Origin of the sequence: Streptomyces incanus (assembly GCF_042656345.1) — a bacterium.
GTDB classification, from domain to species: domain Bacteria; phylum Actinomycetota; class Actinomycetes; order Streptomycetales; family Streptomycetaceae; genus Streptomyces; species Streptomyces incanus.
The window spans coordinates 267,646-293,676 of record NZ_JBHSPC010000015.1; the positions used below are offsets into that span (position 1 = coordinate 267,646).

Genomic DNA, 26,031 nt, shown 5'->3' on the forward strand with positions numbered 1-26,031 from the left:
GATCGACCCACGCCCGCTTGGCTCTGCCTGGGTCGACGGTGGACGGGATGGGAGCACCCCGCGCACACCACTACGGCCCCGCTCGGGCTCTTCCCCTTGTGCCCAAGGGGCCCGGATCTCTCGACGGGCGGCCGTCACCGCCGGCGAGCGGCGGAGTTCGGGTGCATGCCGTCCTGCTGACGGTGCGGGAATGCGCGGTCGTAGGCGATACCGAGGGCGATGGGGACGGCCACCAAAGCCACCGACCCCAAAGGGGTCCAGGTTCAGCGACCGCCGACATCTCTTGCAGTCTGCGGTGACCGAAGCGCGAGCAGCCCGGCGAAGAAGGCAGGCGTGGGCACGCGATCCTGCGTGGCTGACCACTTCGTGGGTGTCGGCCGAGACGACGAGCCTGGGGGCCAGGCGATGGTGTGTACGCAGAAAGTGTCCTCCCGCTGGAACGACAGAAGCCTGGGACAAGCCCGGCCGCCCCAGGTCAGGAGGTACATTCGCTGTCTTGTTCAAGACCGGACGCCGCTCAGGCGAAACGGCCGGGCTCTGATGCGCTCACCCGGGCGGTTCGGTCCCCGCCGCGTCGGGTGGGGTCGGTACGACACCCGGGAGCGGGTTCATCACCCACCGCGCCTTCTCCCAGGTGATGGTCTCGGTGACGCGGACGGGTCGGCGCTCGGTACCTGCGGTGCCGGACACGTCCACTTTCCATACGCCCTCGAAGTCAGAGGTGCGCGTCCACCGGACGTCCCAGTCCTGTCCGCCGTACGCCTTGATCCGGGCGCGGGCGTCCTTGGAGCCCTGGGGATGGGCGTCGAGCAGCCCGGCCAGCCCGTCCTCGTCCGAGCGGTTGAGGAACCGTACGTAGTCGTGCAGGAAACGGTCCTGGTCCGCCAGGTCGGGTTTCGCGGACGCGGAGCCGTCCCCGCCGCCGCACGCGGTGAGCGCTACCGCGCAGAGCACCGCCATGAGCAGCCCGGCGCGACGCCGCCACGAGCGATGTCCGCTTCCGTCAGGTGCGGAAGGCGTAGTAGGTCGCGCGCGGGTACTGCGCCACAAGGCTCTTCACCGACTTCCGGTAGGTGTTGGTCGAGTGGTAGGTGAGGTAGGGCACTCCGCCGCTCTTGTACGTGGTGATCATGGAGTGGTCCTTGGACCTGTTGCCGCTGAAGTCCATCTGGAGGATGTCCCCGATCCCCAGCTTGTACACGTTGTCCAGGTTGTAGGCCCGGTCGCTGTGCAGAGCGAAGGACGCCCAGTAGTTGACGTTGATCCAGGACGTCGTCTGGTTCGAGGAGTTGTACCACCAGTTCTTGTAGCTCTTGTACCAACCTGTGTCGTTCTTCCAGCCGCCGGCCCGCAGCGCCTGGCTGATGAAGTTCGTGCAGTCGCCCCCGACGTCGTTGAACTTGCGGTAGTTGGGGTTGTAGTCCTTCCAGTACTTCTCCGCGTACTTCGCCATGGCGGTGTAGTTGTAGCTCGCGCTGACCTTGGCCTGGGCCTGGACGGTGGGCTGGGTGGTGCCCGCCTGGCTCTCCTGGGGCGCGGGGCCGTCGGTTTCAGGCTCGCCGCCCTCGTCGATCGGTTCCTCAGCCATGCCGGTGAGCGTGGGCCCGCCGTCCCCGGCGGTGTCCGCCACCGAGTTGACCGCGGCCGGCCCTTCCTCATCGAGAGGCGTGAATCCGGTCAGCTCCCACGTGCCGTCCGGCGCGGCGACGAAGGTCAGCTCGTGCCTGGCCTGAAAGCCGGTGGTCGGCGGCTCGTCTCCCTGGATCTTCTTGTACGTGAGCATCGTCGTCTCGGTGACCTGGGCAGTCGCCCGGTCGCCGGTCACCAGCACCTTGTCCACGGCGACCTCGGTCTCGGCCGCCGTGTACGCCTCGTCCAGGTCGGCGAGCCGCGCCCTGCGGTGACGCAGTACCTCGGTCGCCGTGTCCTCCGTGCGGGCCAGACTGCTGGTGACGTGCACGGCGCCCTTCAGCGGCAACACCGCGCCGGCACGGCGGGTGGCCTGAGATCCGTCCAGGAGCGCGGAGGTCCGTCTGGTCAGTACGGCATCCGCGAGGGCGGCGAAGTCATCGGTGGTCTCGGTATCCACGGTGCGGGCCGCCTCCGCCGTGGCCTGGGCGGCTGCGCTGTCCGTGGCATGAGCGGTCGCGGCGGGCGGCAGTGCGGCCAGCAGCGTCGCGCCCAGGGCCAGCGCCGTGGCACGTCTGTAGCTCCCATTTCTCATGAACATCCCCCAACTCAGGCCTTTAGCAGGCCAATTGAAGGAATCCTGTCACCTCCAGCCATGTACGGCGAGGTCTTTTCGTACACACGTTCCCGGATGTCCGGGTTCCGTTTCGGGCTCCGGGACCCTCCCGGAGCGCCAGGTGATCAGAGTGGCGTCGAGGTTCGGAGACGTGGCCGGGCGGCACGCGTCCCGCGGCCGGGTCAGCGGGCATGCCCTCACCGGTCTCGGCGGCCGTAGCCAGGCGACCTCCCCAGCCGCAGCGCGGGGCGAGTGCACAGAGGCCATTGTCTGTTCGTCAACGTCGGCGAGCAGCTGTCAGGCAGGCGGTGTCGAGGCGATCGAGCCGAACGCTTCGGCCTGGTCCAGCACGGCCCGGTCTGCACCGGCCTGCACCGGCCTGCTTCGGCCTGCGTCGGGGCGAGGCGTCCGCGCTGGAGGCGGGCCGTGTGGACCTGGATGCCTGCCGAGCGCTCATCGTCGAGGCGTACGCCGAGGGCAACGGCAAGCTCTACCTCGACACCGCCAAGAGCCGCGGGCGCCGGTCCGTACCGATCCCGCGTTCCCTGGCCGAGGAGTTGAAGCCCCCCGCCCAGGGGCGGGGAGAAGAGCAACTGCTCTTCACGGCTCCGCAGGGCGGACCGCTGCGGGCCCGTAACTTTCGCCAGCGGTTCTTCGCGCCGGCGGTCGTGAAGGCCAGGCTGGGGCACCTCAAGGTCACCCCGCACAAGCTGCGGCATACGGCGGGTCCGGCCACGCGTCAGCGTGTCCACTCCACGCTGCGGGCCGCGCTGAACGCCGCGATCGCGCAGCAGCTGATCACCTTCAACCCGGCCGCCCGCGTCGAGCTGGAGGCGGGCAAGCGGCCCGAGGCGCTGGTGTGGACGGACGAGCGCATCCCGCACTGGAAGCGCACCGGCGAGAAGCCCTCGCCGGTGATGGTCTGGACGCCGGAGCACACCGATCTCTTCCTCGACCACGTGGCAGAGGACCGCCTGTACGCGCTGTTCCACCTGATCGCGTTCCGAGGGCTGCGACGGGGCGAGGCGTGCGGGCAGCAGTGGACCGACACCCACCTGGACGCCGGTCTCATCACCGTCGCCAAGCAACTCGTCGTGGACGGCTGGGAGGTGTACGAGGACGACCCCAAGACCGATACCGGTGCGCGGACCATCGCGCTGGACTCCGACACGGTCCAGGCCCTCAAGCGGCACCGTGCCCAGCAGGACAAGGACCGTGAGGAGTGGGGGGAGCGCCTGGGTGGAGACCGGCCGCGTCTTCACCCAGGAGAACGGCGAGATGCTCCACCTCGCCAACATCACCCGGCGGTTCGTCGAGCTGTACGAGGAGATCGGCCTTCCGCCGGTCCGGCTCCCCGACCTGCGGCACGGGGCCGCGACGCCGGCCCACGCGGCCGGGGCCGACCTGAAGGGCATCCAGGAGATGCTCGGCCACTCCTCGATCACCATCACGGCCGACACGTACACGAGCCTGCTGCCCGAGGCGGATCTGGCGATCGCCGAGGCCGCAGCCCGGCTCGTACCGCGCGCCCGCGGCGCCTCCGAGAGAACCGCTCCCGAGGCGGAGCCAGAGCCCGAGGACGCGGACAAGCCCGGTCCGGAGTCCATGCCGGATGATGCTGATCCGTTGGGAGATATTCCGGAGATCAACTCTCCATCCGCTCGCGCACCGCTCACGCAGACGGCCCCGGACAAAGAGTCCGAGGCCGACCAGAGCGCCTCCCCGGGGGAGAAACTCCAGGTCAGAGCGGTAAGGCGTTGTGCCCCGGCAGGATTCGAACCTGCGACACCCGCTTGAGGGGTTTTCCCCGGGCGGGGCTGTGACCTGCGGAAACGTCACCGAAAGGGTGCCTGCCTGGGGAAACACCCCTCCATAGTTCTCACGTGTTCACGGTGCTTCCCGTCCTCGTGTGTGCCGAATACGTGCCGGTGAGTGTGCTGTCCGGCGAAGGCCACGGGCTGCTCGGGGAAGCCGGTGAGCGGCCGAAGTGAGGCGCGGGCGCCTCGTCAGACCTTTTCGACTCGCACGGAGTGGCCCGCGAGGAGTTGATTCATGTCGTCGGTGTCGGAGGTGAAGACGGTTGCCTGGGCCCCCTGTGCGGCTTCCCGCCCGGCCACAGCCGCCAGAACGGCGTCGAGGGCGTACTTGTGCCCATGCAGGCCGGCTGCCTTCAGCATGTCGCGCGCCATGGCGGTCACCTGGTCGTCCGTGTGCACGACGCGGATCCGGGACAGCGTCCAGTTCCACAGTGCCTGCCTCGAGGTTTCGCGCGGGTCCCATGCCTCCAGGGTCGTGAGGGCCGAGGTGACGATCGGGATGTCGAGCCGCGGAGCCGTCTTGAGCAGCGCAGCCATCTCCCGATCGCCCTGGACCGCCTTGGAGAGAGCCTCGGAGTCGAACACGAAGACGCGCTGCCGTGGCCGGGGCAACTTCGCTCGGACAGCGCGGCTCACGCGGCCTCGTCCGAAGCCGATCGCTGTTCGTCGTGCCAGCCGTCGATGGCGGCGATGCGCTCCAGCGCTGCCTGCTGCTCGTCATCCGTCACGGCGCCGTGCTCTTCCTCGAGACGGTCGGCCAACTCGCGCAGCCGGTCCATGGCGTCCCGATGGGCGGCGGCGGCCGCGATGTAGCCGGACACCCCGCGTGCGTCGACGCGCTCCTTGATTGATTCCACCAGCTCTTCCGGCACGGTGATGGTGATCTTCCGAGTTGCCATACTTCAAGTATGCCAGGTTCTGGGTGGCGTGGCTTGACTCCTCGAAGAAGCCGGCTCCGAAGAGCAGGGGTGCACGGGATGCCGCCCTCCACCCGGGCGAGGACTCCGGTTTGGCCGGCCACGTCCCGATCGGGCGCGGATGCAGCACGACCCGCGACAGGTCGTGAGGCACGGCGTGAACATCCACCGCGGCCGCGTACGCGCCCACGTCCTGGCCGTCGACCGCGACGGTGCGGGAACGCCCGTCGGTACTCGGCTGATAACGGTTTGGCGTCGTCACCGGCGGAGTCTGCGCCCACGGTCGGACGCCCGCCGGAGGGCTCTTCCTGGCCGGCACGGCCCCGTATGTCGGCGGCTTCGTCTACCTTCCCCTCATGACGCTGAACGAAATCACTCGATCTGCGGTCCTGCAGGCTGTTGCGGAGTACGACCGGCTCGGTCGGGATGCGTTCCTGGAGAGATACGGATTCGGACCGTCGCGTAGCTACCTGCTCGAGATCGATGGCAAGGAGTACGACTCAAAGGCCATCGTGGGGCGGCGCACGGCTATCTGTCCGGACGGGATCCTCTGGGACGTGACGAGTTCTCCGGCGGCAAGGACCATCCTGCCAAGCTGTTGAGCGACCTCGGATTTGAAGTCGTGGTCCGTACGGCGGGCTGATCCCTGACGGCACCCGACATCGAAGGTCGCCGAATCTGCGACCTCGGCACGAGGAAACGGTGCAAGCGGCTCTCCGGAAGGCAGGAGAGCCACTGCGACGTGGGCTGATCAGTACTGGTCCGGTGCGACCGGAATGCGTTGAGCCGCGAGTTGTGCCGTCCGCGACAGATGTTCTCGGTCGTTGCGGCGAACGAGCCCGGTGCCCGAGGCCGTGCGTCTCCCGTACCGGCTCGCCCCCGGGCAGCGGATCGTTCTGCTGACGGTGTTCCGCAAGACGAGGATGCGTGAGGCGGCGGAAGTCGAGCGCGCGCACCAGGCCCAGGAGGTCTGCGGGGCCGAGCACGGCCGGGCCGAGCACACCTACGAGCGGCGCGAGGAGAGCCGATGAATCACAGCACGTGGAGGACGCGCCGGGCCCGGCAGCTTGAGGGTGAGGCGGTGGAGCACGACCAGGAGTACGCCGACGCGCGGCTGGCCGGCGATCTGGGGCAGGCGGTCTACGACCGTCGGATCGAGCTCGGCCTGTCCCAGACCGAGCTGGCCGACCGGGCCGGGATGACGCAGCCTCAAGTGTCCCGGGTGGAGGGCGGCGACACCGTGCCCACTCTCCCGCTGCTGCGACGCCTGGCCAAGGCCCTGGACGGCACCCTGAACCTGGCCATCGACGAGGGCGACTCCCGCGTCACCTTCACCCCGCACGCCGCCTGAAACCGAACCGCCAAAAAGCCCCGGACCATGATCGGTCCGGGGCCTTTTGGCTGGTGCCCCCGGCAGGATTCGAACCTGCGACACCCGCTTCAGGAGTTTTCCATGGGCGGGGCTATGACCTGTGGAAACGTCGGCTGCAGGGTGTCTGGCCTGGGGAAGTACCCCTCCGTAGTTCTCACGAGTTCACGTGGTCTCCCGGCCTCATGTGTGCTGAATTCGTTCCGTGGAGGCATGTGCCTGCCGGTGAAACGGCTGCTTGCGTCGCTCTGACCAGCTAGTCAGCCCCTCCCGCACAGCGGGGGAACCTCAGCGAAACGGCAGCCAGGTCCCGGTACCGCTGCGGGGGAAGGCAAACCAGATGTCACCGGTCGACGCACCGAGGCACCGCGCGCCGTCATGGTGGCGTGGTGTGCGCTGTCGGTAGTCGAATCCGTACCGGACATCGCCCTCCCGGGCGTCGTGGGTACTGACGCGGGCACTCCGGCAGGCGCGAGGGCTGCCCTCCAGGAAGAGGTCGGTGACGAGGTGCTCGCCTGTCATCAGAGGGATCGTGCTGCTGCGCTCGAGCACCCGCCCGTAACCGGAGCACGCGTTCCAGACTCAGCGCGCCGCATGCGGGACCGGGGCCATGTGGTCGGTGAACCAGTCACGGGCCAGATCGGTGACCTTCTCCAGGGCACCGGGTTCCTCGAAGAGGTGGGTCGCGCCGGGGACGACCGCGAGCCGGCTCTCGCAGCGCAGCCGGGCCTGTGCATCGCGGTTGAGGTCGAGCACCAACTCGTCGTGGCCCCCGACGATCAGCAGCGTGGGCGCGTTCACCGTCGGCAGCCGTGGCCCGGCCAGGTCGGGCCTGCCGCCCCTGGAGACGACTGCGGCGATCCGCGCGCCGGGCTCGGCGGCCGCCCACAACGCGGCGGCCGCGCCGGTGCTCGCACCGAAGTAGCCGACAGCCAGCCCCTGGGTCTCCGGCCGACCGCGCAACCAGCCGGTGGCGTCCGCCAGCCGCCGGGCCAGCAGACCTGTGTCGAACACGTTGGCCCTGTCTTTCTCTTCCTCCTCGGTGAGCAGGTCGAACAGGAGAGTGCCGAGCCCGGCCCGGTTCAGCCCGAGCGCGACGAACCGGTTGCGCGGGCTGCGCCGGCTGCTGCCGCTGCCGTGTGCGAACAGCACCACCCCGGCCGCGCTCTCGGGCAACGTCAGTTGCCCGCGCAGCACCATCGCACCGGCCTGCACATCCACCTCCGGGCCCCCCGGCACCGCGTGAGGCGGCTCAGTCCGGCGGGGGCTCGGCGGACGGGCCACGGCTTCTTCCAGACAGGCGACGACCTCAGCGTCGTCGGTCTGGGAGAAGTCGGCGTAGAACTGCCCGATCGCATAGAAGTCCCACGGGGTGTGCAGGCATACCAGTTCGTCGGCGTCCTCGCCGAGCCGTGCGGTCCAGTCGTGCGGTGCCACGGGGACGGCGAGCACGATCCGTGCCGCTCCCCTGGCACGGGCGATCTGGCAGGCCGCACGCGCCGTGGACCCCGTGGCCACCCCGTCGTCGATCACCAACACCGTGCGGCCCTCCGTGCCAACCGGTTCCCGCCCTGCTCGGTAGCGCCGGGCGCGGCTCTCCAGCACTTCCCGCTCACGGACCTCGACCTGGGCAAGCTCATCCGGGGGGATACGCGCGGTGCGCACCACGGCATCGTTGATCACACGCACACCGCCCTCGCCGATCGCTCCCATCCCCAGCTCCGGCTGGAACGGCACGCCCAGCTTGCGCACCAGGCAGACATCGAGCGGCGCGCCGAGCGCCCCCGCGACCTCCGCGGCGACGGGCACCCCTCCACGGGGCAGCCCCAGCACCACCACGTCGGTCCCCTTCAGATGCTCCAGCCGGGCGGCCAACTGCCGGCCGGCATCACGACGATCCCTGAAGAACACGATCCGACCTCCTCGTACCGGAGGAACACGGCGGGCGACACCCGCCCCATACCTCCATCCTCGCCCGCGCAGCGAACAGATGCGCATCGCCACGCGACCCGCTCCGGCCTGGCCGCCGACGGCGACCCGAGGAGGACGGCTGATGCACTGGCCCGGGGGCGCGCGGCCAGGGGGGAGACATGGGCCGCGGAGGCTTACGCTATGCAATTGGAGGTATATACCGTTGATTGCATGACGGAGCGGTGAGAGGTCGAGATCGAACCCGAGGTGCGGGATTGGCTGGAGCTGCTTCCGTTTCGCTTCTACCGGCGGGTGGAGGACAAGACGGACCGTCTGCCGGACGAGCCGACGACGCTCGGTGAGCCGTACGCGCGGCACCTGGGCGGCAAGCTGCGTGAGCTGCGCTTCGAGCTAGACGGCGAGGCCGTGCGTCTCCCGTACCGGCTCGCCCCCGGGCAGCGGATCGTTCTGCTGACGGTGTTCCGCAAGACGAGGATGCGTGAGGCGGCGGAAGTCGAGCGTGCGCACCAGGCCCAAAAGGTCTGCGAGGCCGAACATGGTCATGCCCCGTACACCTATGAGCGGCGCGAGGAGAGCTGATGAATCACAGCACGTGGAGGACGCGCCGGGCCCGGCAGCTTGCGGGTGAGACGGTGGAGTGCGACCAGGAGTACGTCGACGCGCGGCTGGCCGGCGACCTCGGGCAGGCGGTCTACGACCGTCGGATCGAGCTCGGCCTGTCCCAGGCCGAGCTGGCCGAGCGGGCCGGGATGACGCAGCCTCAGGTGTCCCGAACGGAGGGCGGCGACACCGTGCCGACGCTCCCGCTGCCGCGACGCCTGGCCAAGGCCCTGGACGGCACCCTGAACCTGGCCATCGACGAGGGCGACTCCCGCGTCACCTTCACCCCGCACGCCGCCTGAAACCGAACCGTCAAAGGCCCCGGACCATGATCGGTCCGGGGCCTTTTGGCTGGTGCCCCCGGCAGGATTCGAACCTGCGACACCCGCTTGAGGAGTTTTCCCCAGTCAAGGCCCTGACCTGGGTCAACGCTGCCTTGGGTGCGTCTGACCTGGGAAAACACGCTTCAGTGGTTCTCACGTGTTCGCAGGGTTTCCCGGCCTCATGTGTGCCGAATCCGTTCCGGTCGGTCACCGGGCCGGGGCGAGATCCTGAATCCGGACGGATGTCCGCTCCAGTTACAGAGCTGTGAGCGGGTGGGTGGGAACCCGTAGCCTGGGATCACCCGCAGCACACGGTTCTGATCAAGCGGAGGGGATGCCGATGACCACAGCTCCTGGCGGTGTGCCTCACCCACCGTCCTCGTCGTCGCATCCGCTGCGGACCATCCGTGACATCCGGGAGTCTCTGTCGGAGGACCAGCGTCGGCACTTCGACGCGGAGCTCGCCGACACGGAGATCGAGGCACTGCCCAAGATGCTTCACCGTTGGGTGGCATTGAGCAACGACGGCTTCGAGGAGTTCCTGCTCTCCCGGCCGTTCGAGGGTCTGGAGTTCGGCGCGCGCTCCTACGACGAGCAGCCGGACACCGAGTGATCTGCCTGTTCGACACCAACATGTTCGACACCAACATGGTCGCCGAACTCACGACTCGGGCCACGCCCGATCCACGCGTCCTGGCCTGGTTCCGGTCCACAGCCCGGCCCAACCGCTTCCTGAGTGTGATCACCGTGGCCGAGATCGAGGCCGGCGTGGCCGCTGCTCCGGATCCTGTACGCCAGGCCCGCTAAGCCCGAGCTCTCGCTGCGGTACGGCACGAATACCGCGACTGCATCGCGCCGATCGGCGAACCGGAAGCGGCCGCCTACCTCACCGTCCACCAGACGCTCAGGGCCACTGGCACCAGCGTCGACCCGCCGGATGCACTGATCGCTGCCACCGCCCTGGCCAACGGCTGGACGGTTGCCGCCCGCAACATCAAGCACATGGCCCGAACCGGGGCCCTGGTGGTCAATCCGTGGGAGCAGCACATGTAGATGGCGGCAGCCGTCAGCCTTCCTGGCCTGTGGTGGACGCCGATTTCTCAGGCGGCACGGAGGCCCTGGCCGAGGGGGCCGGCTTTTGCCGGCCAACAGGATCAGCTCGGCTGGAGTGGGATGCTCGCCCACGCCTTCCTCGCCGTCATCCGTGCCCACGAACACGCCCGCCATCCTGCCCCGGACGAGCTGATCCCGCTCACCTGCAGCGAGATCCAGCGACTGTTCACGGCGCCTGTCGTCCGGCCCGTCCACGACGCAGATCACCGCGCGCACAAGGGCCAGTCACCCAGCGATACGGAAGGTCTCCTCGGCACCGCTATACGCTCATTGCGCTCAGCGCAACTTTTTCGCGAACGCTTTGCTGCCACCGCAAGTGAGCTTACCGTCACACCATCCCGGGGCAGGGGCAGCGACGCCTCGGTGAACAGCGGACGACGTTCACAGGGAGAGCAACATGACAGCAGATCGTCAGCAGCGCGAAGCGGGTGGCCGGGGCCCAGGCGAGGGGGCTCCGCAGGAGCAGCACGCGGTCGTGGTCGGCGCCTCCAGCGGTATGGGGGCCGCGATCGTGGAGACGCTGCGCGCGCAGGGGATCAAGACGCTGGCCCTGGACCTGCCGTCGGCCTCGTGGGGCGACGAGGTGGCGGGCATGACGGGCTCGGTGGACGTCACGGACGTGGCGTCGGTGGAGGCGGCGCTGAAAGGCGCGGAGGAGGCGTTCGGGGCGGTCGAGATCGTCGTGAACTGCGCGGGGATCCTCGGCCCGGTCGCCCCGACGGTGGAGACGTCGCAGGAGACGTTCGAGCGGATCGTGGACCTCAACCTGGGGGGTGCGTTCACGGTGACGCGGGCGGCGCTGGAGCTGATGCTGCCGCGCGGCTACGGACGGGTCGTGCACATCGCCTCCGTGGCGGGCAAGGAGGGCAACCCGCAGATGGCGGCCTACTCGGCCTCGAAGGCAGGGGTGATCGGAATGGTCAAGGCGGTCGGCAAGGAGTACGCGGCCTCCGGCGTGACGGTGAACGCCGTCGCGCCGGCGTCGGTGGAGACGCCCCTGATCCAGGGCATGACGCCGGAGCGCCAGGAGGTGCAGAAGTCCCTGATCCCGATGCACCGCTTCGGCACCGTCCAGGAGATCGCGCACCTGGTCTCCTACATCGTCTCGCCCCAGGCCTCGTTCACGACCGGGTTCGTGTACGACGCCTCGGGCGGCCGGGCGGATTACTGACACCGAGGCGTGCGACGACGCGCGACTCCCGACGAACAGGACAACGCACCATGTCAACGACGAACAGGTCACCCGTCTCCGCCTCGGGTGCGACCGGGGTGCCGCTGGATCCCGGCGCGGTCCCTGCCTCCACCGCCTCCGGGAAGGGCGGCCTCAGCCAGGGCAAGAAGGCCTCCGCTGCCGGTTTCGTGGGCTCTGCGCTGGAGTACTACGACATGTACATCTACGCCTCGGCCTCGGCCCTGGTGTTCAGCCAGGTGTTCTTCCCGGACGCCGGAGCGATGGGTCTGCTGCTGAGCCTGGGCTCCTACGGCGTGGCGTACGTGGCCCGCCCGCTGGGCGGATTCCTGGCCGGTCACATCGGCGACCGGTTCGGGCGCCGCAACATCATGATCATCACGCTGATGGTGATGGGCGTGGCGACGTTCCTCATCGGCTGCCTTCCCTCGTACGCGTCGATCGGCATATGGGCGCCGGCCGTGCTGATCACGCTGCGCCTGCTCCAGGGCCTGTCGGTGGGCGGCGAGGCCTCCAGCTCGGCGTCCCTGACGCTGGAACACGCCCCGGAGGGGCGCCGGGGCCTGTACTGCTCATGGATGATCAACGGCATCTGGGTGGGCTACATCCTGGCCACCTTGGCGTTCATCGGGGTGGCGGCGCTTCCCGAGGAGCAGATGCTGGCCTGGGGCTGGCGGGTGCCGTTCTGGGCCTCTGCGGTCATCGTGGTCGTGGGCGTGGTCATCCGCCGCACCCTGGAGGACCCGAAGGCGTTCCGGGAGCAGAAGGAGCAGGGCAAGGTCGCCAAGGCGCCCATCGGCCTGGTCTTCAAGCACCAGCCGGCGGACGTGGTGCGCGTAGTCTTCGCGGCCTTCCTGATCGTCATCAGCTCGGTGGTGCCGGTGTGGGGCCTGACGTACGCGACACACGTGGTGGGCGTATCGTCCTCGACGATGCTGTGGGCGGTCGTGTTCGGGTACGCCACCGCCCTGGTGACGCAGCCGCTGTTCGCTGCGCTGAGCGACAGGGTGGGCCGCCGCCCGGTGCTGATCGGCGGCAACCTGTTCGGTGCCGTGGCGGTGTGGCAGTTCTTCTGGGCCGTCGGAAACGCGGACGTGCCGATGATCTACCTGGGCTTCTTCCTGACCATCACGCTCGGGTTCGCCGCGACGAACGCCGTGTACCCGGCCTTCTTCAGCGAGATGTTCAACGTCCGCTTCCGCGTCAGCGGCATGGCTGTGGGCCTGCAACTGGGCATGATCCTGACCGGGTTCTCCCCGACGATCATCCAGGCCGTCTCCGCCGCCACCGGCGACTCCTGGTGGCCGGCGGCCGCGTTCACCTCCCTGGCCTGCGTGATCTCCGCGATCGCCGTGGCCACGGCCCGCGAGACCCACAAGGTCCCCCTGGCGCAGCTGGGCCGCCAGATCGACTGACGCGTCCTTCACGCACCCGAGGCGGGGTGGGTGCCCTCACGACGAGGGTGCCCACCCCGCCTCAGCGTGCCCGGCCCTGGTCGGCGAGGTAGCGGTCGGCGACGGCGACGAGGGCCTCGCCGAAGCGGGTGACGTCGGCGCGGCCGCACCGCATGACGGGCAGGGCGATGCTGAGGGCGGCGTGCTGCCCCTCCTGGCTGCCGAGGCTGATGGCGAACGCGGCCACGCCGACCTCGCTCTCCTCGAAGTTGGAGGCGATGCGCTGCTTGCGCACCTTGTCCAGGGCTTCCCGCAGACGGTCCATGTCGGCCCCGAGGGGGCGTCGACGGCGCCCGCTGGAGGCCACCTGGTAGCGGGCCTGGACGTCGTCGTCGGAGAGGCCGGCGAGCATGGCCTTGCCGGCGGAGGTGACGTGGGCGGACAGACGCACGCCGGTACGCAGGCCGAACCGGATGACGTGCTCGGTGGCCTCAATGCCGTCGACGTGGTGGATCTCGGTGCCGACCAGGGTGGCGAGGTGGACGGTCTCGTTGACCTCCTCGAAGAGCTGCTCCAGATAGGGGCGTACCTGGTCGCGCAGGGTGGGGGCGGAGGCCGTGGCGGGGCGGACCATCTCGGGGCCGGGGAAGTAGCGGCGACGCTCGCCCTGCCTGGCGAACCCGTCTCCGACCATCGTGGCCAGCAGCCGCTGGGCGGTGGACGGGTTGACGTCGAGGGCGGCGGCGGCCTCTCTCACGCTCAACGAGCCCGCCGAGCCCAGCAGCTTGACGAGGACGAGTACGCGGTGCGCCGCCTCTACGCGAAACCCTTCATTGCGTTCCATGCAACAAGCCTACTTTTCATTGCGCGGTTCGCAAGTGAATCGCTACGGTCACATCGAGCCTGGGAGCGGGGCCACGCCGACGTGGCCGTCCGGAGGAACCCGCGGCTCCATCCGTGTCGGGACGAAGGAGTTTCGGGGCCACGCTCGGCATCACGGCCTTCTGGATCGCGGCGACGGTCGCCGCGCTGCTCGTGGTGGCCCGTATGGGCGACTACCGCACGCTCGAGGGCGAGCGTTCATCACCACGACCGCGGGCGTGCCACTGGCCGCGTCGGAGACCGGCCGAGGAAGCCGCCCTCACCAGCAGCGCCCTGTCCGCGCCCCGCGGCAGGAGAACACCAACGTCGGAGGTTCCTGACATGACCACCACCCCTGCCCTGCCCGCGCGGAGCCCGGAGGCCGCGGGGACCTCGACCCCGGAGCGCTCGGCGATCGTGACCGGCGGTGCCGGCGGCATCGGTTCCGTGATTTCGACCCGGCTGGCGCAGTCCGGCTACCACGTGGTCGTCGCGGACGTCGACGGCGCTCGCGCGGAGGCCACCGCTAAGGGCCTGCCCGGCGAAGGCCACCTCGGCTTCGGCGGCGACCTGACGTCGTCGGCCGTGAACGCGGACCTCGCGGCGGCGGCCACGGGCCTGGCCCCGATCGGAGCGGTCGTGAACGCCGTCGGCATCTCCCCGAAGCGGGAGGGGCGCAAGATCGAGCTGGACGAGATCGACGACGCCCTGTTCCACCAGGTGATGGCGGTCAACGTGGCTGCCCCGTTCTTCCTCGTGCGGGAGGCCGCCCGGCTGATGCCCGACGACGGCAGCGCGAGCGTCGTGAACCTGCTGTCGATCGCCGGGCGCACGGGGACCGGCGGCCCGGCGGGCACCCTCTACCCGCCGTTCCTGCCGTCGGCGATGGTCTACGGGGCCTCGAAGGCCGCGCTGGCGAACCTGACGATCAGCCTGGCGCACGAGCTGGCCGAGCGACGCATCCGGGTCAACGGGGTCGCCCCGGGGTTCGTGCAGACGCCGATGATGGGCCAGGTCCCGCCGACCGGCCCGATCGTGGAGCAGGTCCCGGCCCGCCGGTACGCGCGCCCGGAGGAGGTCGCGGCGGCTGTGGAGTTCCTGCTGTCCCCGCAGGCGTCCTACATCACCGGCACCAGCATCGACGTCGACGGTGGCTGGGCGCCCCGCGCCTGACCTCGCCACGGGTCGCCCCGCGGCCACGCGCACGACCCCGTGCACCGACCTCGACGAGGAGAGCGAGAGCACCATGCAGCACCGCGAGCACGACCTGGTGGTCCTGGGCTCCGGCATCGCCGGGCAGACCACCGCGACCACGGCCGCCGAGGCAGGGCTGGACGTCCTGCTGGTCGAGAAGCAGCCCACCCTGGGCGGCACCTCGACGATGAGCGGCGGCTGGTTCGCCTTCTCCGGCACGCCGGAGCAGGCCGAGGAGGGCATCGAGGACTCCGAGGATCTGTTCCGGCACGACCTGCTGGAGGGCGGCCGGCACCTGAACGACCCGGACCTGGTGAACGCCTACCTGGCCCACCAGCACGTCGCCTACCGGTTCCTGAAGGACCACGGAGTGCGGTTCCGGGAGGTGGCGATCAGCTCCGGGATGTCGGCCGCGCGCGGGCACAACAGCGCGATCAAGGAGGTCCTGGCGACCCTGCACGCGGCGTTCGTCGCAGCGGGCGGCACCACGCTGACGGGCACGGCCGCGCAGCGTCTGCTGACCGACGACGGCCGAGTCGTGGGCGTTCTGGCGGAGGGCCCGGACGGGCTGGTGGAGCTGTACGGGCGCCGCGGCGTCGTGCTGGCCACGGGCGGGTTCAGTCGCGGCACCGAGATGCTGAAGGTCTTCGCGCCGGAGCAGCTGGCAGCCATCCCGTACGGCGGGCGCGGCAACACCGGCGACGGCCTGTGCATGGCCTGGCGCCTGGGCGCGGGGATGGCGGACATGTCGTTCGTGGCGGCGACCTACGGCTCCCACCCCGAGACGGGCGAGGAGTTCCACGAGCTGCTGACCGCCTACTACATGGGCGCGATTGTCGTGAACACGGCCGGGAGGCGGTTCGTGGACGAGTCGATCGACTACAAGGCGCTCGGGCGGGCCGTCCTGGACCAGCCCGGCGGGCTCGGCGTGCAGGTGTTCGACTCCCGGGTGCGCGCGCAGTCCCACCGCGGCATCCCCCTGAAGGACATGGACACCCTGCAGGAGCTGGGGCACCTGCACGAGGCCGACACCCTGGAGGAGGTCGCCCGGCTGGCCGGCGTCGCCCCCGAGGGGCTGGCCGCCACGGTCGAGCGATACAACGCCGCCCTCGCCGGGAAGGCCGCGGACGAGCAGGGCCGCACAGGCCTGTGCAACGGCGTGGGCGAGCTGACGCCGATCGACGCCCCGCCGTACTACGCCTACCCCGCCAAGGCGCTGATGACGACGACCTACTGCGGGGTCACCGTCACCCCCGACGCTCAGGTCACCACCGTCGACGGCGAGCCGATCGGCGGCCTGTACGCCGTCGGGGAGGTCGTGGGCGGCTTTCACGGGGCCACGTACATCACCGGCACGTCCCTGGGCAAGGGCGCGGTGTTCGGGCACATGCTCGGCGCCGCTCTCGCCAGGACCGAGCCACAGAGCCAGGACAGCGGCGAACAGGAGGAGGTCGCGGCGTGAACACCGTGCGCACGGAGAGGTTCGACGTCGTCGTGGTGGGGTCCGGTATCGCCGGGTCCTCGGCCGCGGTGGCGGCCACGCGGCGGGGCGCTCGAGTGGCGCTCCTGGAGAAGCAGGACACGTTCGGCGGATCCACGGCCCTGTCGGCGGGCATGTTCTGGACGGCCCCCGACCTGGACGCCTACCGGCGCCGTATCCCCCTCGGGGACGAGGCCCTGGGGCGCGCCGTGGTGGAGGACTATGCCGAGTGCCTGCAGGAGCTGCGCGCCACCGGCGAGCGAGTGGGCGACACCCCGAAGACGGACATCATGACGTTCGGCATCGGATACTCCACGGACATCCACGCGATCCTGGCCTGGTGCCGAGCCCAGGTGGAGGCGGGCGGTGGCGTGTGTCGCACCGGCACGGCGGCACTGCGGGTCCTGCAGGACGACGACGGCGCGGTCACGGGCCTGCTGGCCCGCACCGCACAGGGCCGGGTGCGGTACGAGGCCCCGGCGGTGGTGCTGGCGAGCGGCGGCTTCCAGGGGGCGCGCGACGAGCTGACCCGTGCGATGGGACCGAACGCCGACCGGCTGCTGCTGCGCTCCAACCCGGGCAGCGTCGGCGACGGCCTGCGCCTGGCCCGGCAGGCCGGGGCCGGCGGCAGCACCGCGATGAGCACGTTCTACGGGCACCTCATCGGGGCCCCCGTGAACAGCTTCGAGCCGGAGGACTTCCTGCCGAACTCGCAGTACTACTCCGACCACGCCGTCCTGGTGAACCTGGAGGGCCGCCGGTTCGTCGACGAGACCCTGGGCGACGAGATCCTCAACCAGGACCTCCTGATGCAGCCGCAGGCCCGCGGCGTGCTGGTCTTCGACGACCACGTGCGCTCCACCGTCGGCACCGACGAGCCCTTCCCCGGGTTGGGTGTCGTGGACCGCTACCGGGTCGCCGTCGACAACGGGGCCCTGCACGCCCAAGCCGACACCCTGGAGGACCTGGTCGCGCAGATGGCCGCCTGGGGGATCGACCCGGCCGTCCTGGGGCAGACCTTGCGGGACTACGTCTCGGCCGCCTCCGCCGGGGGCGGGTTCGCGGGCGGGCACCCGGTAGCCGCGCAGGCCCGCGCCCCGCAGACCGGCCCGTTGTACGCGTTGATGGTGCAGCCCAGCATCACCTTCACGTTCGGCGGCGTGCGCATCGACGACCAGGCCCGCGTCCTGGACGCCGACGGCCGCCCCGTGCCCGGCCTGCACGCCGCCGGGGCGGACATCGGCGGGCTGTCCAACCACGGATATGCGGGCGGTCTTGCTCCTGCCTACATCACCGGACGGCGGGCCGGGCGCAGCGCCGCCCGGGCCGCGAGCGCCGGGCCCCGCCCGCAGGCCGACGTGCTGACCGGCACCTGAGCCACGGAACCTGACGAGGAGAAGCATCATGGTCTACACCGCAGACGTCCTGATCGTGGGGGCCGGAGGTTCCGGCATGGCGGCCGCGATCTCGGCGGCGAGCAGCGGGGCGTCGGTCGTCGTTCTGGAGAAGTGCCCGCAGGTGGGTGGGTCCACCGCGCTGTCCGTGGGGTCGTTCACGGCGGCGAACACGAGCTACCAGTTCCGGGCCGGGGTGAACGACAGCATCGACCTGTTCGTCGAGGACATGAAGACGGCGAACGGTCCGTACGAGGCGCGGGAGAACCAGTCGTTGCGGCGGATCCTGGCGGAGAACGCCGGGCCGACGGTGGAGTGGTTGTCGTCGCTGGGGGTGCAGTTCCTGGGCCCTACGCCGGAGCCGCCGTACGACAAGCCGCGCATGCACAATGTGCTGCCGAACTCGCGAGCTTATCGGGACGCACTGCTGCGGGAGTGCCGCCGGCTGGGCGTGACGATCTACACGTCGATGCGGGTGGACGAGCTGCTGCGCAACGCCGACGGAGAGATCATCGGTGCGGCGGCGAACGGCACGCGGTACTTCGGGCGCCGGGGCGTCGTCCTGACGACGGGCGACTACTCCGCCTCCACGGAGCTGAAGGCGAAGCACGTGGGCGAGGACGCGGCGAGGATCCCGCCGGTGAACCCGGCGAACACAGGCGACGGGTTCTACCTGGGCGAGAAGGCCGGCGGGTACACCCTGCAGATGGACCGCCTGTACGAGGGCCTGCGGTTCGCGCCGTCGAAGCGGCCGGACCTGATCAAGATGCTGCCGGCGGTCCCCGCGCTGAACCGGGTGATGCGGTTCGTGGTGGAGCGGCTGCCGAAGAACCTGCTGGCGTACGTGATCCGAGGTGCGCTGACCAGCTGGATCGGCCCGAACGTCACCATGTACCGGGCGGGAGCGATCCTCGTGGACAGTACGGGGCGCCGTCTGGCGAACGAGGACACGGACTCGGCGATGGCCCGGGCGGTGGCCGCCACGGGGAACAACACGGGGTTCATGGTGTTCGACAAGCAGGTCGCGCAGAAGTTCTCCGCGTGGCCGAACCCGGTCTCCACGTTCCCGGGCGTCGCGTACGCGTACGTGCAGGACTACAAGCGGTACAGGCCGGACGTGTACCACCGCGCTGACACCCTGGAGGAGCTGGCGGACGAGATCGGCGTCGACCCGGCCACCCTGCGCGCCACGGTGGACCGATGGAACCAGAACGTGCAGGACGGCAAGGACGAGGACCACGGCCGCCAGCACCTGGGCAACGGGGTCACGCAGGGCCCGTTCTACGCGCTGGGCCCCATGAACGCCTACATCACGCTCGCCGACGGCGGCCTCGGCGTTGACGACCAGCTGCGCGTGGTACGTGAGGACGGTACCCCCGTACCCGGCCTGTGGGCCGCCGGATCCACCGGCCAGGGCGGCTTGCAGCTCCTCAACCACGGCCTGCACATCGGCTGGGCGATGGTCTCCGGCCGCATAGTCGGCCGGAACGTCGCCGCCTCCCCGCACCGCACGGACATGCGCGTCGCCTCCACGGGGCCCGCGACGGCGGACGCCTGACCGCCCCGCAGGTACGGGCCCCCCACGCGACGCCGCACCTGCCCGTGGCGGAAAGGTGCGGCGTCGTCGTACCACCCGTGAGCCCGTGCTGGACTCGCAGTGGATCGTTCAACTTGTCCCCACGAGGTCGAGTTCAAGCCCCCTGAAAGCAAGGGGCCATGGACTTCGACAGGATCGGCGGACGAGAAACGGCGGGGGATCGGGTCTGCCAATCGAACGGCCCTGTCTCACATTCGGTGGTGACAGAGGGGCATCGCCAATGTGCCTGGTCCGAGCTCCAAGGAGAGCAGTCGCAGACGCGCCATCAAGCGGGACAGACACGGTACCGACGATCGTGTCACTCGCGCTGACCCGAGAGTATTACTACCGGCCACGGAAACTGCTTACCGTCACCACCGAATGCGAGACTGGGCCGTTGAGTAGACACTCCCACACCCGCTTTAGGAGTTCGATCGACAGGATGCCGCTGCATGTCCTGGTAAAGGGTGCGGTGACACGGCGGACCACTGGGGACCGTGGTTGTGCGCTGCCGTTGATGTCAAGCGTGGATGTCAGGCAGGTCGGGGCGCGATGCTCGCTGCGCGGTAGTCATACCCGTCCTGCTTGAAGCCGGGAGCTTCCCATGTGAGATCGACCTGCTGCCCGGGCGACAGGGTGCGGAAGCCGGTGGTCTGGATGTCGGAGTAGTGGCCGAAGCAGCCGCCGGGGGTCTCGGGGGAGTCGAGCACGCCCCACCCTTCCTCGTCGCTCCACTTGCGGACGGTCGCAGTCACCATGGACGGAACCCTACGGGCTCCGTCTGCGACGGCGGACTGTCGACGCTTGCCGACACTTAAGGAAAACCTTAAGGTCGGTGTTGGTGTCGAAGGGAGTCGTCTTGAGCTGGGCGATCAAGGTCACCGATGAGTACGCGGAGTGGTTCAGGCTTCTGATCAAGGAGGATCTGAGTTCGGCCTCCCAGGTTGCGCAGGCTGTGGCAGCCCTGCGCGAGGCGGGGCCGACCTTGGGGCGCCCCCTTGTGGATCGGTTGAAGGGCTCGGAGCTGCATCATCTGAAGGAGCTGAGGCCGGGATCGGGCGGGCGCTCCGAAATCCGGATCATCTTCGCCTTCGATCCGACTCGCTCGGCCCTACTGCTCCTGGGCGGTGACAAGGCCGGAAACTGGGATCGCTGGTACCGCGACAACATTCCGCTGGCCGAGCAGCTCTACCACGATCACGTCGGCGATGAGGACTGAAGGAGTAGCCATGCCCAAGAAGGCTGCGCAGGACTGGGAAGTCCTGGAGCAGGAGCTGTACGCGGCCGGTGTGGAGCCCGCCGAGGTGGAGGCAGGGTCTCGTCGGCTTCTCGCCGAGACACGTGGCCACCAGCTTGCCGAGGCACGCAAGCAGTCAGGGTTGGCCCAGCGGGATGTGGCGACCCGGATGGGAGTCAGCGTCGCCCGGATCTCCCAGATCGAACACGGTGAGGGTGCCACCCTGGACGTCATCGCCCGTTACGTGGAGGCGCTCGGTGGGAGGCTGGATCTGGTCGCGGACTTCGGCGACCACACCCTACGCATGCCGGCCAGCGGCAATCAGGGCAGTGCGGCGGCGTAGTCGTCTCCGGGCGGTGGCTCTGGTGAGACCGCGAGCGCCCGGAGTCGGGACGGTCAGGGTTTTCCCTGGCTGCCCCCGCTCTGACCTGTACCGGGCTGGGTGAGGGGCCCGGTGCCTGGACACGACGAAGGGCCAGCCTGGGAGGGAACCCCTCCTGAGCTGGCCCTTTCTTCTGTGCCCCCGGCAGGATTCGAACCTGCGACACCCGCTTTAGGAGAGAGGCTGGGTGATCTGCGGGCTGAGCTGCGGCTTCGCCAGCCGCGGCAGCGGGCGGCTACTCGACCGCAGGGCACTGGTGTTGACCGTGGCTGACCCCTGTATCTGGCACGGTTGTGGCACGAACTTCAGCCGACGACAGTCAGCCACGACGGTGGGTGCGTCGACCGACCAAGCGCGCGTATGTCTCGCTGCACCCCCGCCCGCCTCCACCACGCTGCCAGTGCCGTCGACCAGAGCAAGCCGCGACGTCCGACACGTGATGACGCCGTCTGAGCCCTCAGCCTGGGAAGCTTGGGTTTTCTGGGGGCGACTACCGCACTGACCTGGGGCGGAGCGCCGTCGGCACCTGGTGGGCAGTCGACTGGTTCCCCGGTGTTCCCCGTGGTTCCCTGCACGATCTGGCACGGGTCTGGCACAGACTTCTTCACCCCACAGCCTCGGTTGAAGGGTTGCTGTTTGGGGGTTACTCCTCGTGAGGATTCATGTGGATCCAGCGTCCGCCACCCTCGTCTCGCATCTCCATGCCTGCATAGGGCTGCCGGGGTCTGGCTGGGCTGACGGGAGCCGTGCTGATCTCTCTCACCACGATTGCGCCGCTTGGGTGCACGGAATAAGTGACAGTCAGGCGCCGATTGTCTGCGTGCCGCCACATTCCGCTGCGGTTCTCCTCTTGGATGATCTTCAGCAACGCCTCGCTGACATCGGCCTGGTGTCGCTTGGGCAACGCACCGAACTGCACACGCGCCGTCTCGACGAAGATCAGATCTCTAATCACGCACTCTCCCCCCATACGTGAAGTGCCCGCCCACGAGCATGAATGAACGTTAGGGGACGAAGCCGTGGAACACCACGGGTTGTGGAAGTTGGCGGTCTTGCACCCATTATCAAGGCACCTCGACAGTGCCGCTGACTCCGGGTTCCCTTCATCCCGAAGCAACTTGGATGGGCGGCTAGCCTCGGGTGGTGCGCCGTTCACCAGCGTTAATGGTCCGTAGGCGCCCGCGTACGTACGCCGGTGCGCATCGGTGTTGTCACGCAGTCAGACACGTACCTGGCTGGGAGCGCGTTACTCCAGACAGGGTGAGGCGATCGTGAGTGGCCTCTGGGAGATCTAAGTCGACAGCGCGGTTCGCGGATCAGGGCCTGAACAGCCAGTGTTCGATCTCATCAATGCAGATACGGCGCCCGAGCTGACTGCTCTCCTCGTGGGCCCAGCGGTCCAGGAGCGTGCAGTACCGGACGTAGGTACTGGTGGGCCATCCGTCGTCACCGAGCGAGTCCCACTTGCAGGTGCTCCTGAGCGTGGCGGCCACCTGGGAGTCGAGGATCACGCACGGGTGGTCGAGAGCGCCGCTGCCGGCGAAGTACAAGACCTTGGTCGAGAACGCCGGGCCCAGATACGCAATGGCGTTGCGGCCTCCCGGGCGTAGAGCTTCGTAGGCCTGCGCCGGATCCTCGCGGGCCGCCTGCAGAGCCTGGCGTAGAGCCGCCACGGCTGAGGACGGGTTATCTGCCACAGATCGGATGCGCTGGCGGCTGAGGCGGAGTCTCATGCCGCTGCCCCAGGCGAGCACTCGCCACAGAAATCGCAGCAGCTCCTCTTCGGAGCCCGCATCAAGGCTGGCCGCATCCGCGAACAAGTCACCGCGACTGAGTTGCGTGACACCCTGTCTGGTCACGGGCGCACCAGGCAGGCGAGTGGCGGCAATCTCGCTGTTCCACCAGTCGGCGGCTATGACAATGGTGTGACTGTCGATCCGCTCTGACCGCTGCTTGGCAAGAGCCTCACGGCACGCGCTCGGCAACTGCAGGCGAGATAGGTCGGTGGGTGCCATGACCTCATTTTGCCCGAGGTAAGGAGGAGGGATGCCCACTCCGGTGCTCATGCTTTTCGATACTGGCGAACGACGACTCCCGGCCAACGCTGCGGCACAGTACTCGACGGCTTCGGCAACCAACACGGCTCCGGAATCCCCTTGTTAGCAGGGCAACGCGGCAGGTCACGGCCCTGCGCCTGGCTGATCAGGCAGGGCGAGTCCACGAATAGTCCACGATCCCCGTCTCGTCGTGAACCGCCATGGCCTGGCCCAAGCTCTTGCTTGGTACTGGCTGCTTGTCCCAAATTCGACTACTCGGCCGCACCTTGCTGTATCCGCTGCTGGGCCCTTGCGTAGAACCTGTTCGCCATCGGTGTATCGGTAGAGGTGATTCGTACGTAGTCGGCGCTCAGCTCTCGGGTTCTGACTTCGAGGACCGCCAGGTCGGACGCCTCGGTCATGAGACTGATCTCGGTGTCTGCGCGGTGCTTGAGCGCTGTGTAGGCGCGGGCAGATGCGAGATGGTCAGCCGCCGTCTTTGGTGAGCCCAGGAAAGCTGCAGTGGCCGCGATGGCTCCAGAGACGGCGCCGAGCCCACTGAAAAAGACTTCCGGGCCGACTTTGACGGCAACCAGAAGGCTGCATATTGCGGTCACGCAGGCGGGGATGAACACGATTAGTCGCCCCCACTTCTCTGCGCTCTTGGCCGCTTCGAAGTATCCCTGAGCGGTGTATAGGCAGTTGCTCTGTATGCGCGCCAGTTCGGTCTTGATACTCTCGAACGGCGTGTCAGAAGTAGGCATAGGGTCCAATCCGGGGCGGACTGATGCGTGGGTTGGTGCCAAGGAAGCTGCAGAGCCATTCCATGCCGGGGACGGAGGCTCTGATCTCCTTGCGGTAGCGGATGGTGAGGTAGCCAGCCGTGTACAGCGCGACGAGCACGGCGCGTCGGACGGCAGCGTTGGTTTCCCCCTCAAAGCGGTGGCGGAGCATCTGGGCCTCGGCAATGGACGCGTGCTCTCCGATGTAGCGAGCGGCGAACTCGCGGGCGTATTCGGCCCGGTTACGGTCCCCGAGAATGTTCCACGCTGCTTCTTTCGCTCGTTCATCCTTGATGCCCATGGCGATGAGATAGCGCAGAATGCGCTGCTCAATCAGTGGGTGCGTGGCGCTGTTGCTGGAGTGCAGAAACCGGACCAGGGTGGTTTCGATCTCGGGCGCTCTTCCCTTGGCTGCGTTGAGGTACTTGAACACGTGCGTGATGGCGTGGGGGAGGCGGGTGAGATTGTCCAGGCACCAGCCGACGGCGCGATCATCTCTGATCATGCGGAGTTGACCGAGAACGAAACGGACCTGGTTACCGTTGAACTTCCCCTCTTTGGCGATCTTCTCGAAGTAGGCTGCGAGATCTTCGCGAGCCCGTGGGCGTCCGCTCTTGATAGCGCCAGCGAGCGAGTCATGTCGGATGTCGGTTTCCCGTTCCCGGGCGTCTTGGGGATCGAGGATGACGGTCTTGCTGGAGGAAATAGCGAGCCTCCTGGAGCGGAGTTGGCTGTTCACGCCGAGGAAGAGATCACGCAGCTCGCTCCAGTCCGGGTGGAAGACCTTGATGTCGTCGGAGTAGCGCAGGAACCGGGCGCTGTTCTGGGCCAGATAGGAATCGACAGGGGCCAGGTAGAGATTGGCGAGTATGCCGGAGGCGTCCGGTCCTTGGGGTAGGCCCCAAGCGTGGTTGATGGTCTGGAACCGGGTGAGGAAGTCGATGATGTGGCCGGCGGTCGTACCGTCACCACCGAGGGCTTCTAGATCGTCTCCGAGCATGGCCACGTCGATGTGCTCGTAGAAGGCCGCGATGTCGAGGTAGGCGACCTTGAGTGAGGTATCGGAGCGGATAGCCCGAAGTGACTTCGCCCGGTAGGAGGACCAGTTGGCCCACCATCCGATGGGTTCGCCCTTGAAGCGGTTCCATCGGTAGCTGGATACGGCGGGGTGGAGCTGGCAGTCGATCTGATCAGCGATGGTAAATACGAGTGCGTCGTAGATTAGACGGTCTCGGGTGGAGAAACGGGCTAGTGGCCGCACGGTCAGATCGGTCTTAGGGAAGTCGATGATGCTGGTACTTTCCGGGCCGCACGCGCCGTTCTCGACGGCTCGCACCAGCGTTTCGCGGTAGCCGCGTTCCCACTGATGTTGTACGTCCTGGTACCCGATGACGTCAGGGACCTCTGATTGATGTTCGCCCGCTATGAGTAATTCTTTGGCTTTGGTGAGCCTGCTGGGAAGGTCCACCGGTCCCCTTTGTCGAATGAAGGTGCCTTGCCCGGGATGGTATCTGGGAGGGGCGGAGGCTCGGTTGCGGTCTGGCTCGCTTGTGACCGGTCTCCCACCGGCCGGTGAGGGGCAAGTGCGCGCGGTTCAGCGGATGGTCTACCAGCCGCCGAGGTGCCCCGTCACGACCAGACACCAGGTGAAGCGCTGCACCGCCAACACGCTTTGAAACTGTGGTGGTTTTGAGTGACTCGGACGGGGTCGTTCAAAGGGCAGTGGGCTCGTGCGCCTGGTGGTCGTCGTTGGTCGTCATTGGCCACTGTCGAGCGCCCTCGGACGGTCCAGAGACGGCCCAGCCTCGGCGTACTCGGCTGACGGCCGACACCTTCGCCGCCTTGCCTGAACCTCAGCCGACGACAGTCAGCCACGACGGCGGGTGCACCGACCGACGACGCACGCGTATGCCTCGCTGTACCCCCGCAGTCCTCGGCCACGCTGCCAATGCCGTTGACCGGAGCAAGCCGCGGCGGCCGGCACATGGCGACGATGCCTGAGCCCTTACGCCAGTCCTACCGGACACACATGTTCATCCGGCCTGCCTGACAGGGCGCGCTGCGTCAGAGTCGAAGCCCGGAGAGACCACCGTCGTCCAGGCGGTCTGAGCGTCTGTGCCCGGTGGCAGCCCGGGGGCGCTGTCGGTGGTGTCGTGGATGATCAGCGCATGACACGCGGTTTTCGGGACG

The 26,031-nt window shown here is 68.5% G+C and carries 27 protein-coding genes, 1 tRNA gene and 4 pseudogenes; 18 read left to right on the forward strand and 14 right to left on the reverse strand.

Annotated features, from left to right (window positions below):
• Window positions 1-546 precede the first annotated feature (546 nt).
• Both ACFP2V_RS07060 and ACFP2V_RS07065 read right to left on the reverse strand, forming a co-directional pair.
• Entirely contained in the window at window positions 547-954 is a 408-nt protein-coding gene (locus ACFP2V_RS07060; RefSeq protein ID WP_381207050.1) for a hypothetical protein, read from the reverse strand.
• A gap of 49 nt (window positions 955-1,003) precedes the next feature.
• Window positions 1,004-2,224 (reverse strand): amidase domain-containing protein, encoded by a 1,221-nt coding sequence (locus tag ACFP2V_RS07065; protein WP_381207052.1) that lies wholly within the window; start codon window positions 2,222-2,224, stop codon window positions 1,004-1,006.
• 212 nt (window positions 2,225-2,436) lie between these two features.
• Between ACFP2V_RS07065 and ACFP2V_RS07070 the strand changes: the two are divergent.
• Window positions 2,437-2,913, forward strand: a pseudogene (locus tag ACFP2V_RS07070) (hypothetical protein); the annotation flags it as partial.
• A 71-nt stretch (window positions 2,914-2,984) separates the two neighbouring features.
• On the opposite strand, the gene ACFP2V_RS07075 reads toward ACFP2V_RS07070, so the two are convergent.
• Entirely contained in the window at window positions 2,985-3,185 is a 201-nt protein-coding gene (locus ACFP2V_RS07075) for a hypothetical protein (RefSeq protein WP_381207055.1), read from the reverse strand.
• Between the two features lie 299 nt (window positions 3,186-3,484).
• On the opposite strand from ACFP2V_RS07075, the gene ACFP2V_RS07080 reads away from it, so the two are divergent.
• Window positions 3,485-4,042, forward strand: a complete 558-nt coding sequence (locus tag ACFP2V_RS07080; protein WP_381207058.1) for a tyrosine-type recombinase/integrase — start codon at window positions 3,485-3,487, stop codon at window positions 4,040-4,042.
• Window positions 4,043-4,251: 209 nt separating this feature from the next.
• Here ACFP2V_RS07080 and ACFP2V_RS07085 read toward each other — a convergent pair whose 3' ends face one another.
• Both ACFP2V_RS07085 and ACFP2V_RS07090 read right to left on the reverse strand, forming a co-directional pair.
• Complete coding sequence (locus ACFP2V_RS07085; RefSeq protein ID WP_381207061.1) at window positions 4,252-4,698, reverse strand: hypothetical protein; 447 nt, start codon at window positions 4,696-4,698, stop codon at window positions 4,252-4,254.
• Window positions 4,695-4,961: a hypothetical protein gene (locus ACFP2V_RS07090; RefSeq protein ID WP_381207064.1), complete on the reverse strand. Its 267-nt coding sequence runs from the start codon at window positions 4,959-4,961 to the stop codon at window positions 4,695-4,697. The genes ACFP2V_RS07085 and ACFP2V_RS07090 overlap by 4 nt, the downstream gene beginning before the upstream one ends.
• 374 nt (window positions 4,962-5,335) lie before the next feature.
• Between ACFP2V_RS07090 and ACFP2V_RS07095 the strand changes: the two are divergent.
• The 3 genes and pseudogenes from ACFP2V_RS07095 (at window position 5,336) to ACFP2V_RS07105 (ending at window position 6,330) form a co-directional block, all read left to right on the forward strand.
• Window positions 5,336-5,622, forward strand: a pseudogene (locus ACFP2V_RS07095) (ScoMcrA-related endonuclease).
• Between the two features lie 205 nt (window positions 5,623-5,827).
• Window positions 5,828-6,010: pseudogene (locus tag ACFP2V_RS07100) on the forward strand (type II toxin-antitoxin system RelE/ParE family toxin); the annotation flags it as partial.
• Complete coding sequence (locus ACFP2V_RS07105) at window positions 6,007-6,330, forward strand: helix-turn-helix domain-containing protein (RefSeq protein ID WP_381207070.1); 324 nt, start codon at window positions 6,007-6,009, stop codon at window positions 6,328-6,330. The pseudogene ACFP2V_RS07100 and the gene ACFP2V_RS07105, both read left to right, overlap by 4 nt.
• A gap of 306 nt (window positions 6,331-6,636) precedes the next feature.
• Here the strand turns inward: ACFP2V_RS07105 and ACFP2V_RS07110 are convergent, their stop codons facing one another.
• Entirely contained in the window at window positions 6,637-6,870 is a 234-nt protein-coding gene (locus ACFP2V_RS07110) for a hypothetical protein (RefSeq protein ID WP_381207072.1), read from the reverse strand.
• A 60-nt stretch (window positions 6,871-6,930) separates the two neighbouring features.
• Window positions 6,931-8,259, reverse strand: coding sequence for a phosphoribosyltransferase family protein (locus ACFP2V_RS07115; RefSeq protein WP_381207075.1), 1,329 nt, complete (start codon window positions 8,257-8,259; stop codon window positions 6,931-6,933).
• A gap of 255 nt (window positions 8,260-8,514) precedes the next feature.
• On the opposite strand from ACFP2V_RS07115, the gene ACFP2V_RS07120 reads away from it, so the two are divergent.
• From ACFP2V_RS07120 to ACFP2V_RS07150, 7 genes and pseudogenes are all read left to right on the forward strand, one after another.
• Complete coding sequence (locus tag ACFP2V_RS07120) at window positions 8,515-8,859, forward strand: type II toxin-antitoxin system RelE/ParE family toxin (protein ID WP_381207555.1); 345 nt, start codon at window positions 8,515-8,517, stop codon at window positions 8,857-8,859.
• On the forward strand, window positions 8,859-9,182 hold the full coding sequence (locus ACFP2V_RS07125; protein ID WP_381207078.1) for a helix-turn-helix domain-containing protein: 324 nt from the start codon (window positions 8,859-8,861) through the stop codon (window positions 9,180-9,182). The genes ACFP2V_RS07120 and ACFP2V_RS07125 overlap by 1 nt, the downstream gene beginning before the upstream one ends.
• 361 nt (window positions 9,183-9,543) lie before the next feature.
• Window positions 9,544-9,816: a hypothetical protein gene (locus ACFP2V_RS07130; RefSeq protein ID WP_381207081.1), complete on the forward strand. Its 273-nt coding sequence runs from the start codon at window positions 9,544-9,546 to the stop codon at window positions 9,814-9,816.
• Entirely contained in the window at window positions 9,813-10,010 is a 198-nt protein-coding gene (locus ACFP2V_RS07135) for a PIN domain-containing protein (protein WP_381207083.1), read from the forward strand. Before ACFP2V_RS07130 ends, ACFP2V_RS07135 begins: the two co-directional genes overlap by 4 nt.
• A 366-nt stretch (window positions 10,011-10,376) precedes the next feature.
• A pseudogene (locus tag ACFP2V_RS07140) lies at window positions 10,377-10,526 on the forward strand (IS701 family transposase); the annotation flags it as partial.
• A gap of 187 nt (window positions 10,527-10,713) precedes the next feature.
• The gene (locus ACFP2V_RS07145) at window positions 10,714-11,487 is read left to right on the forward strand and encodes an SDR family NAD(P)-dependent oxidoreductase (RefSeq protein WP_381207086.1); all 774 of its coding nucleotides are present in this window, start codon (window positions 10,714-10,716) and stop codon (window positions 11,485-11,487) included.
• Between the two features lie 50 nt (window positions 11,488-11,537).
• Window positions 11,538-12,920 carry an MFS transporter gene (locus ACFP2V_RS07150; protein WP_381207558.1) on the forward strand — a complete coding sequence of 461 codons (1,383 nt, stop codon included), beginning with the start codon at window positions 11,538-11,540 and terminating at the stop codon, window positions 12,918-12,920.
• A gap of 61 nt (window positions 12,921-12,981) precedes the next feature.
• Here ACFP2V_RS07150 and ACFP2V_RS07155 read toward each other — a convergent pair whose 3' ends face one another.
• Window positions 12,982-13,743, reverse strand: coding sequence for an IclR family transcriptional regulator (locus ACFP2V_RS07155; RefSeq protein ID WP_381207089.1), 762 nt, complete (start codon window positions 13,741-13,743; stop codon window positions 12,982-12,984).
• Window positions 13,744-13,856: 113 nt separating this feature from the next.
• On the opposite strand from ACFP2V_RS07155, the gene ACFP2V_RS07160 reads away from it, so the two are divergent.
• From ACFP2V_RS07160 to ACFP2V_RS07175, 4 genes are all read left to right on the forward strand, one after another.
• The gene (locus ACFP2V_RS07160) at window positions 13,857-14,933 is read left to right on the forward strand and encodes an SDR family NAD(P)-dependent oxidoreductase (RefSeq protein WP_381207092.1); all 1,077 of its coding nucleotides are present in this window, start codon (window positions 13,857-13,859) and stop codon (window positions 14,931-14,933) included.
• A gap of 73 nt (window positions 14,934-15,006) precedes the next feature.
• Window positions 15,007-16,416: an FAD-dependent oxidoreductase gene (locus ACFP2V_RS07165; RefSeq protein ID WP_381207095.1), complete on the forward strand. Its 1,410-nt coding sequence runs from the start codon at window positions 15,007-15,009 to the stop codon at window positions 16,414-16,416.
• Window positions 16,413-17,810 carry an FAD-dependent oxidoreductase gene (locus ACFP2V_RS07170; protein WP_381207098.1) on the forward strand — a complete coding sequence of 466 codons (1,398 nt, stop codon included), beginning with the start codon at window positions 16,413-16,415 and terminating at the stop codon, window positions 17,808-17,810. The genes ACFP2V_RS07165 and ACFP2V_RS07170 overlap by 4 nt, the downstream gene beginning before the upstream one ends.
• Window positions 17,811-17,838: 28 nt before the next feature.
• Window positions 17,839-19,386, forward strand: coding sequence for an FAD-dependent oxidoreductase (locus ACFP2V_RS07175; protein WP_381207101.1), 1,548 nt, complete (start codon window positions 17,839-17,841; stop codon window positions 19,384-19,386).
• A gap of 551 nt (window positions 19,387-19,937) precedes the next feature.
• On the opposite strand, the gene ACFP2V_RS07180 is transcribed toward ACFP2V_RS07175, so the two are convergent.
• Window positions 19,938-20,162, reverse strand: a complete 225-nt coding sequence (locus ACFP2V_RS07180; protein WP_381207104.1) for a cold-shock protein — start codon at window positions 20,160-20,162, stop codon at window positions 19,938-19,940.
• 101 nt (window positions 20,163-20,263) lie between these two features.
• Between ACFP2V_RS07180 and ACFP2V_RS07185 the strand changes: the two genes are divergently transcribed.
• Both ACFP2V_RS07185 and ACFP2V_RS07190 read left to right on the forward strand, forming a co-directional pair.
• A complete protein-coding gene (locus ACFP2V_RS07185) occupies window positions 20,264-20,623 on the forward strand; it encodes a type II toxin-antitoxin system RelE/ParE family toxin (RefSeq protein WP_381207107.1) in 360 nt (119 codons plus the stop codon).
• Between the two features lie 10 nt (window positions 20,624-20,633).
• Complete coding sequence (locus tag ACFP2V_RS07190) at window positions 20,634-20,984, forward strand: helix-turn-helix domain-containing protein (RefSeq protein ID WP_381207110.1); 351 nt, start codon at window positions 20,634-20,636, stop codon at window positions 20,982-20,984.
• Window positions 20,985-21,159: 175 nt separating this feature from the next.
• On the opposite strand, the gene ACFP2V_RS07195 is transcribed toward ACFP2V_RS07190, so the two are convergent.
• The 5 genes from ACFP2V_RS07195 to ACFP2V_RS07215 form a co-directional block, all read right to left on the reverse strand.
• Window positions 21,160-21,234: transfer RNA gene (locus ACFP2V_RS07195), tRNA-Arg, on the reverse strand.
• Window positions 21,235-21,666: 432 nt separating this feature from the next.
• The gene (locus ACFP2V_RS07200; protein WP_381207112.1) at window positions 21,667-21,978 is read right to left on the reverse strand and encodes a hypothetical protein; all 312 of its coding nucleotides are present in this window, start codon (window positions 21,976-21,978) and stop codon (window positions 21,667-21,669) included.
• Between the two features lie 361 nt (window positions 21,979-22,339).
• Window positions 22,340-23,038, reverse strand: coding sequence for an 8-oxoguanine DNA glycosylase OGG fold protein (locus ACFP2V_RS07205; protein WP_381207115.1), 699 nt, complete (start codon window positions 23,036-23,038; stop codon window positions 22,340-22,342).
• A gap of 293 nt (window positions 23,039-23,331) precedes the next feature.
• Window positions 23,332-23,823, reverse strand: coding sequence for an SLATT domain-containing protein (locus ACFP2V_RS07210; RefSeq protein WP_381207118.1), 492 nt, complete (start codon window positions 23,821-23,823; stop codon window positions 23,332-23,334).
• Complete coding sequence (locus tag ACFP2V_RS07215; RefSeq protein WP_381207121.1) at window positions 23,810-25,309, reverse strand: RNA-directed DNA polymerase; 1,500 nt, start codon at window positions 25,307-25,309, stop codon at window positions 23,810-23,812. The genes ACFP2V_RS07210 and ACFP2V_RS07215 overlap by 14 nt, the downstream gene beginning before the upstream one ends.
• Window positions 25,310-26,031 lie beyond the last annotated feature (722 nt).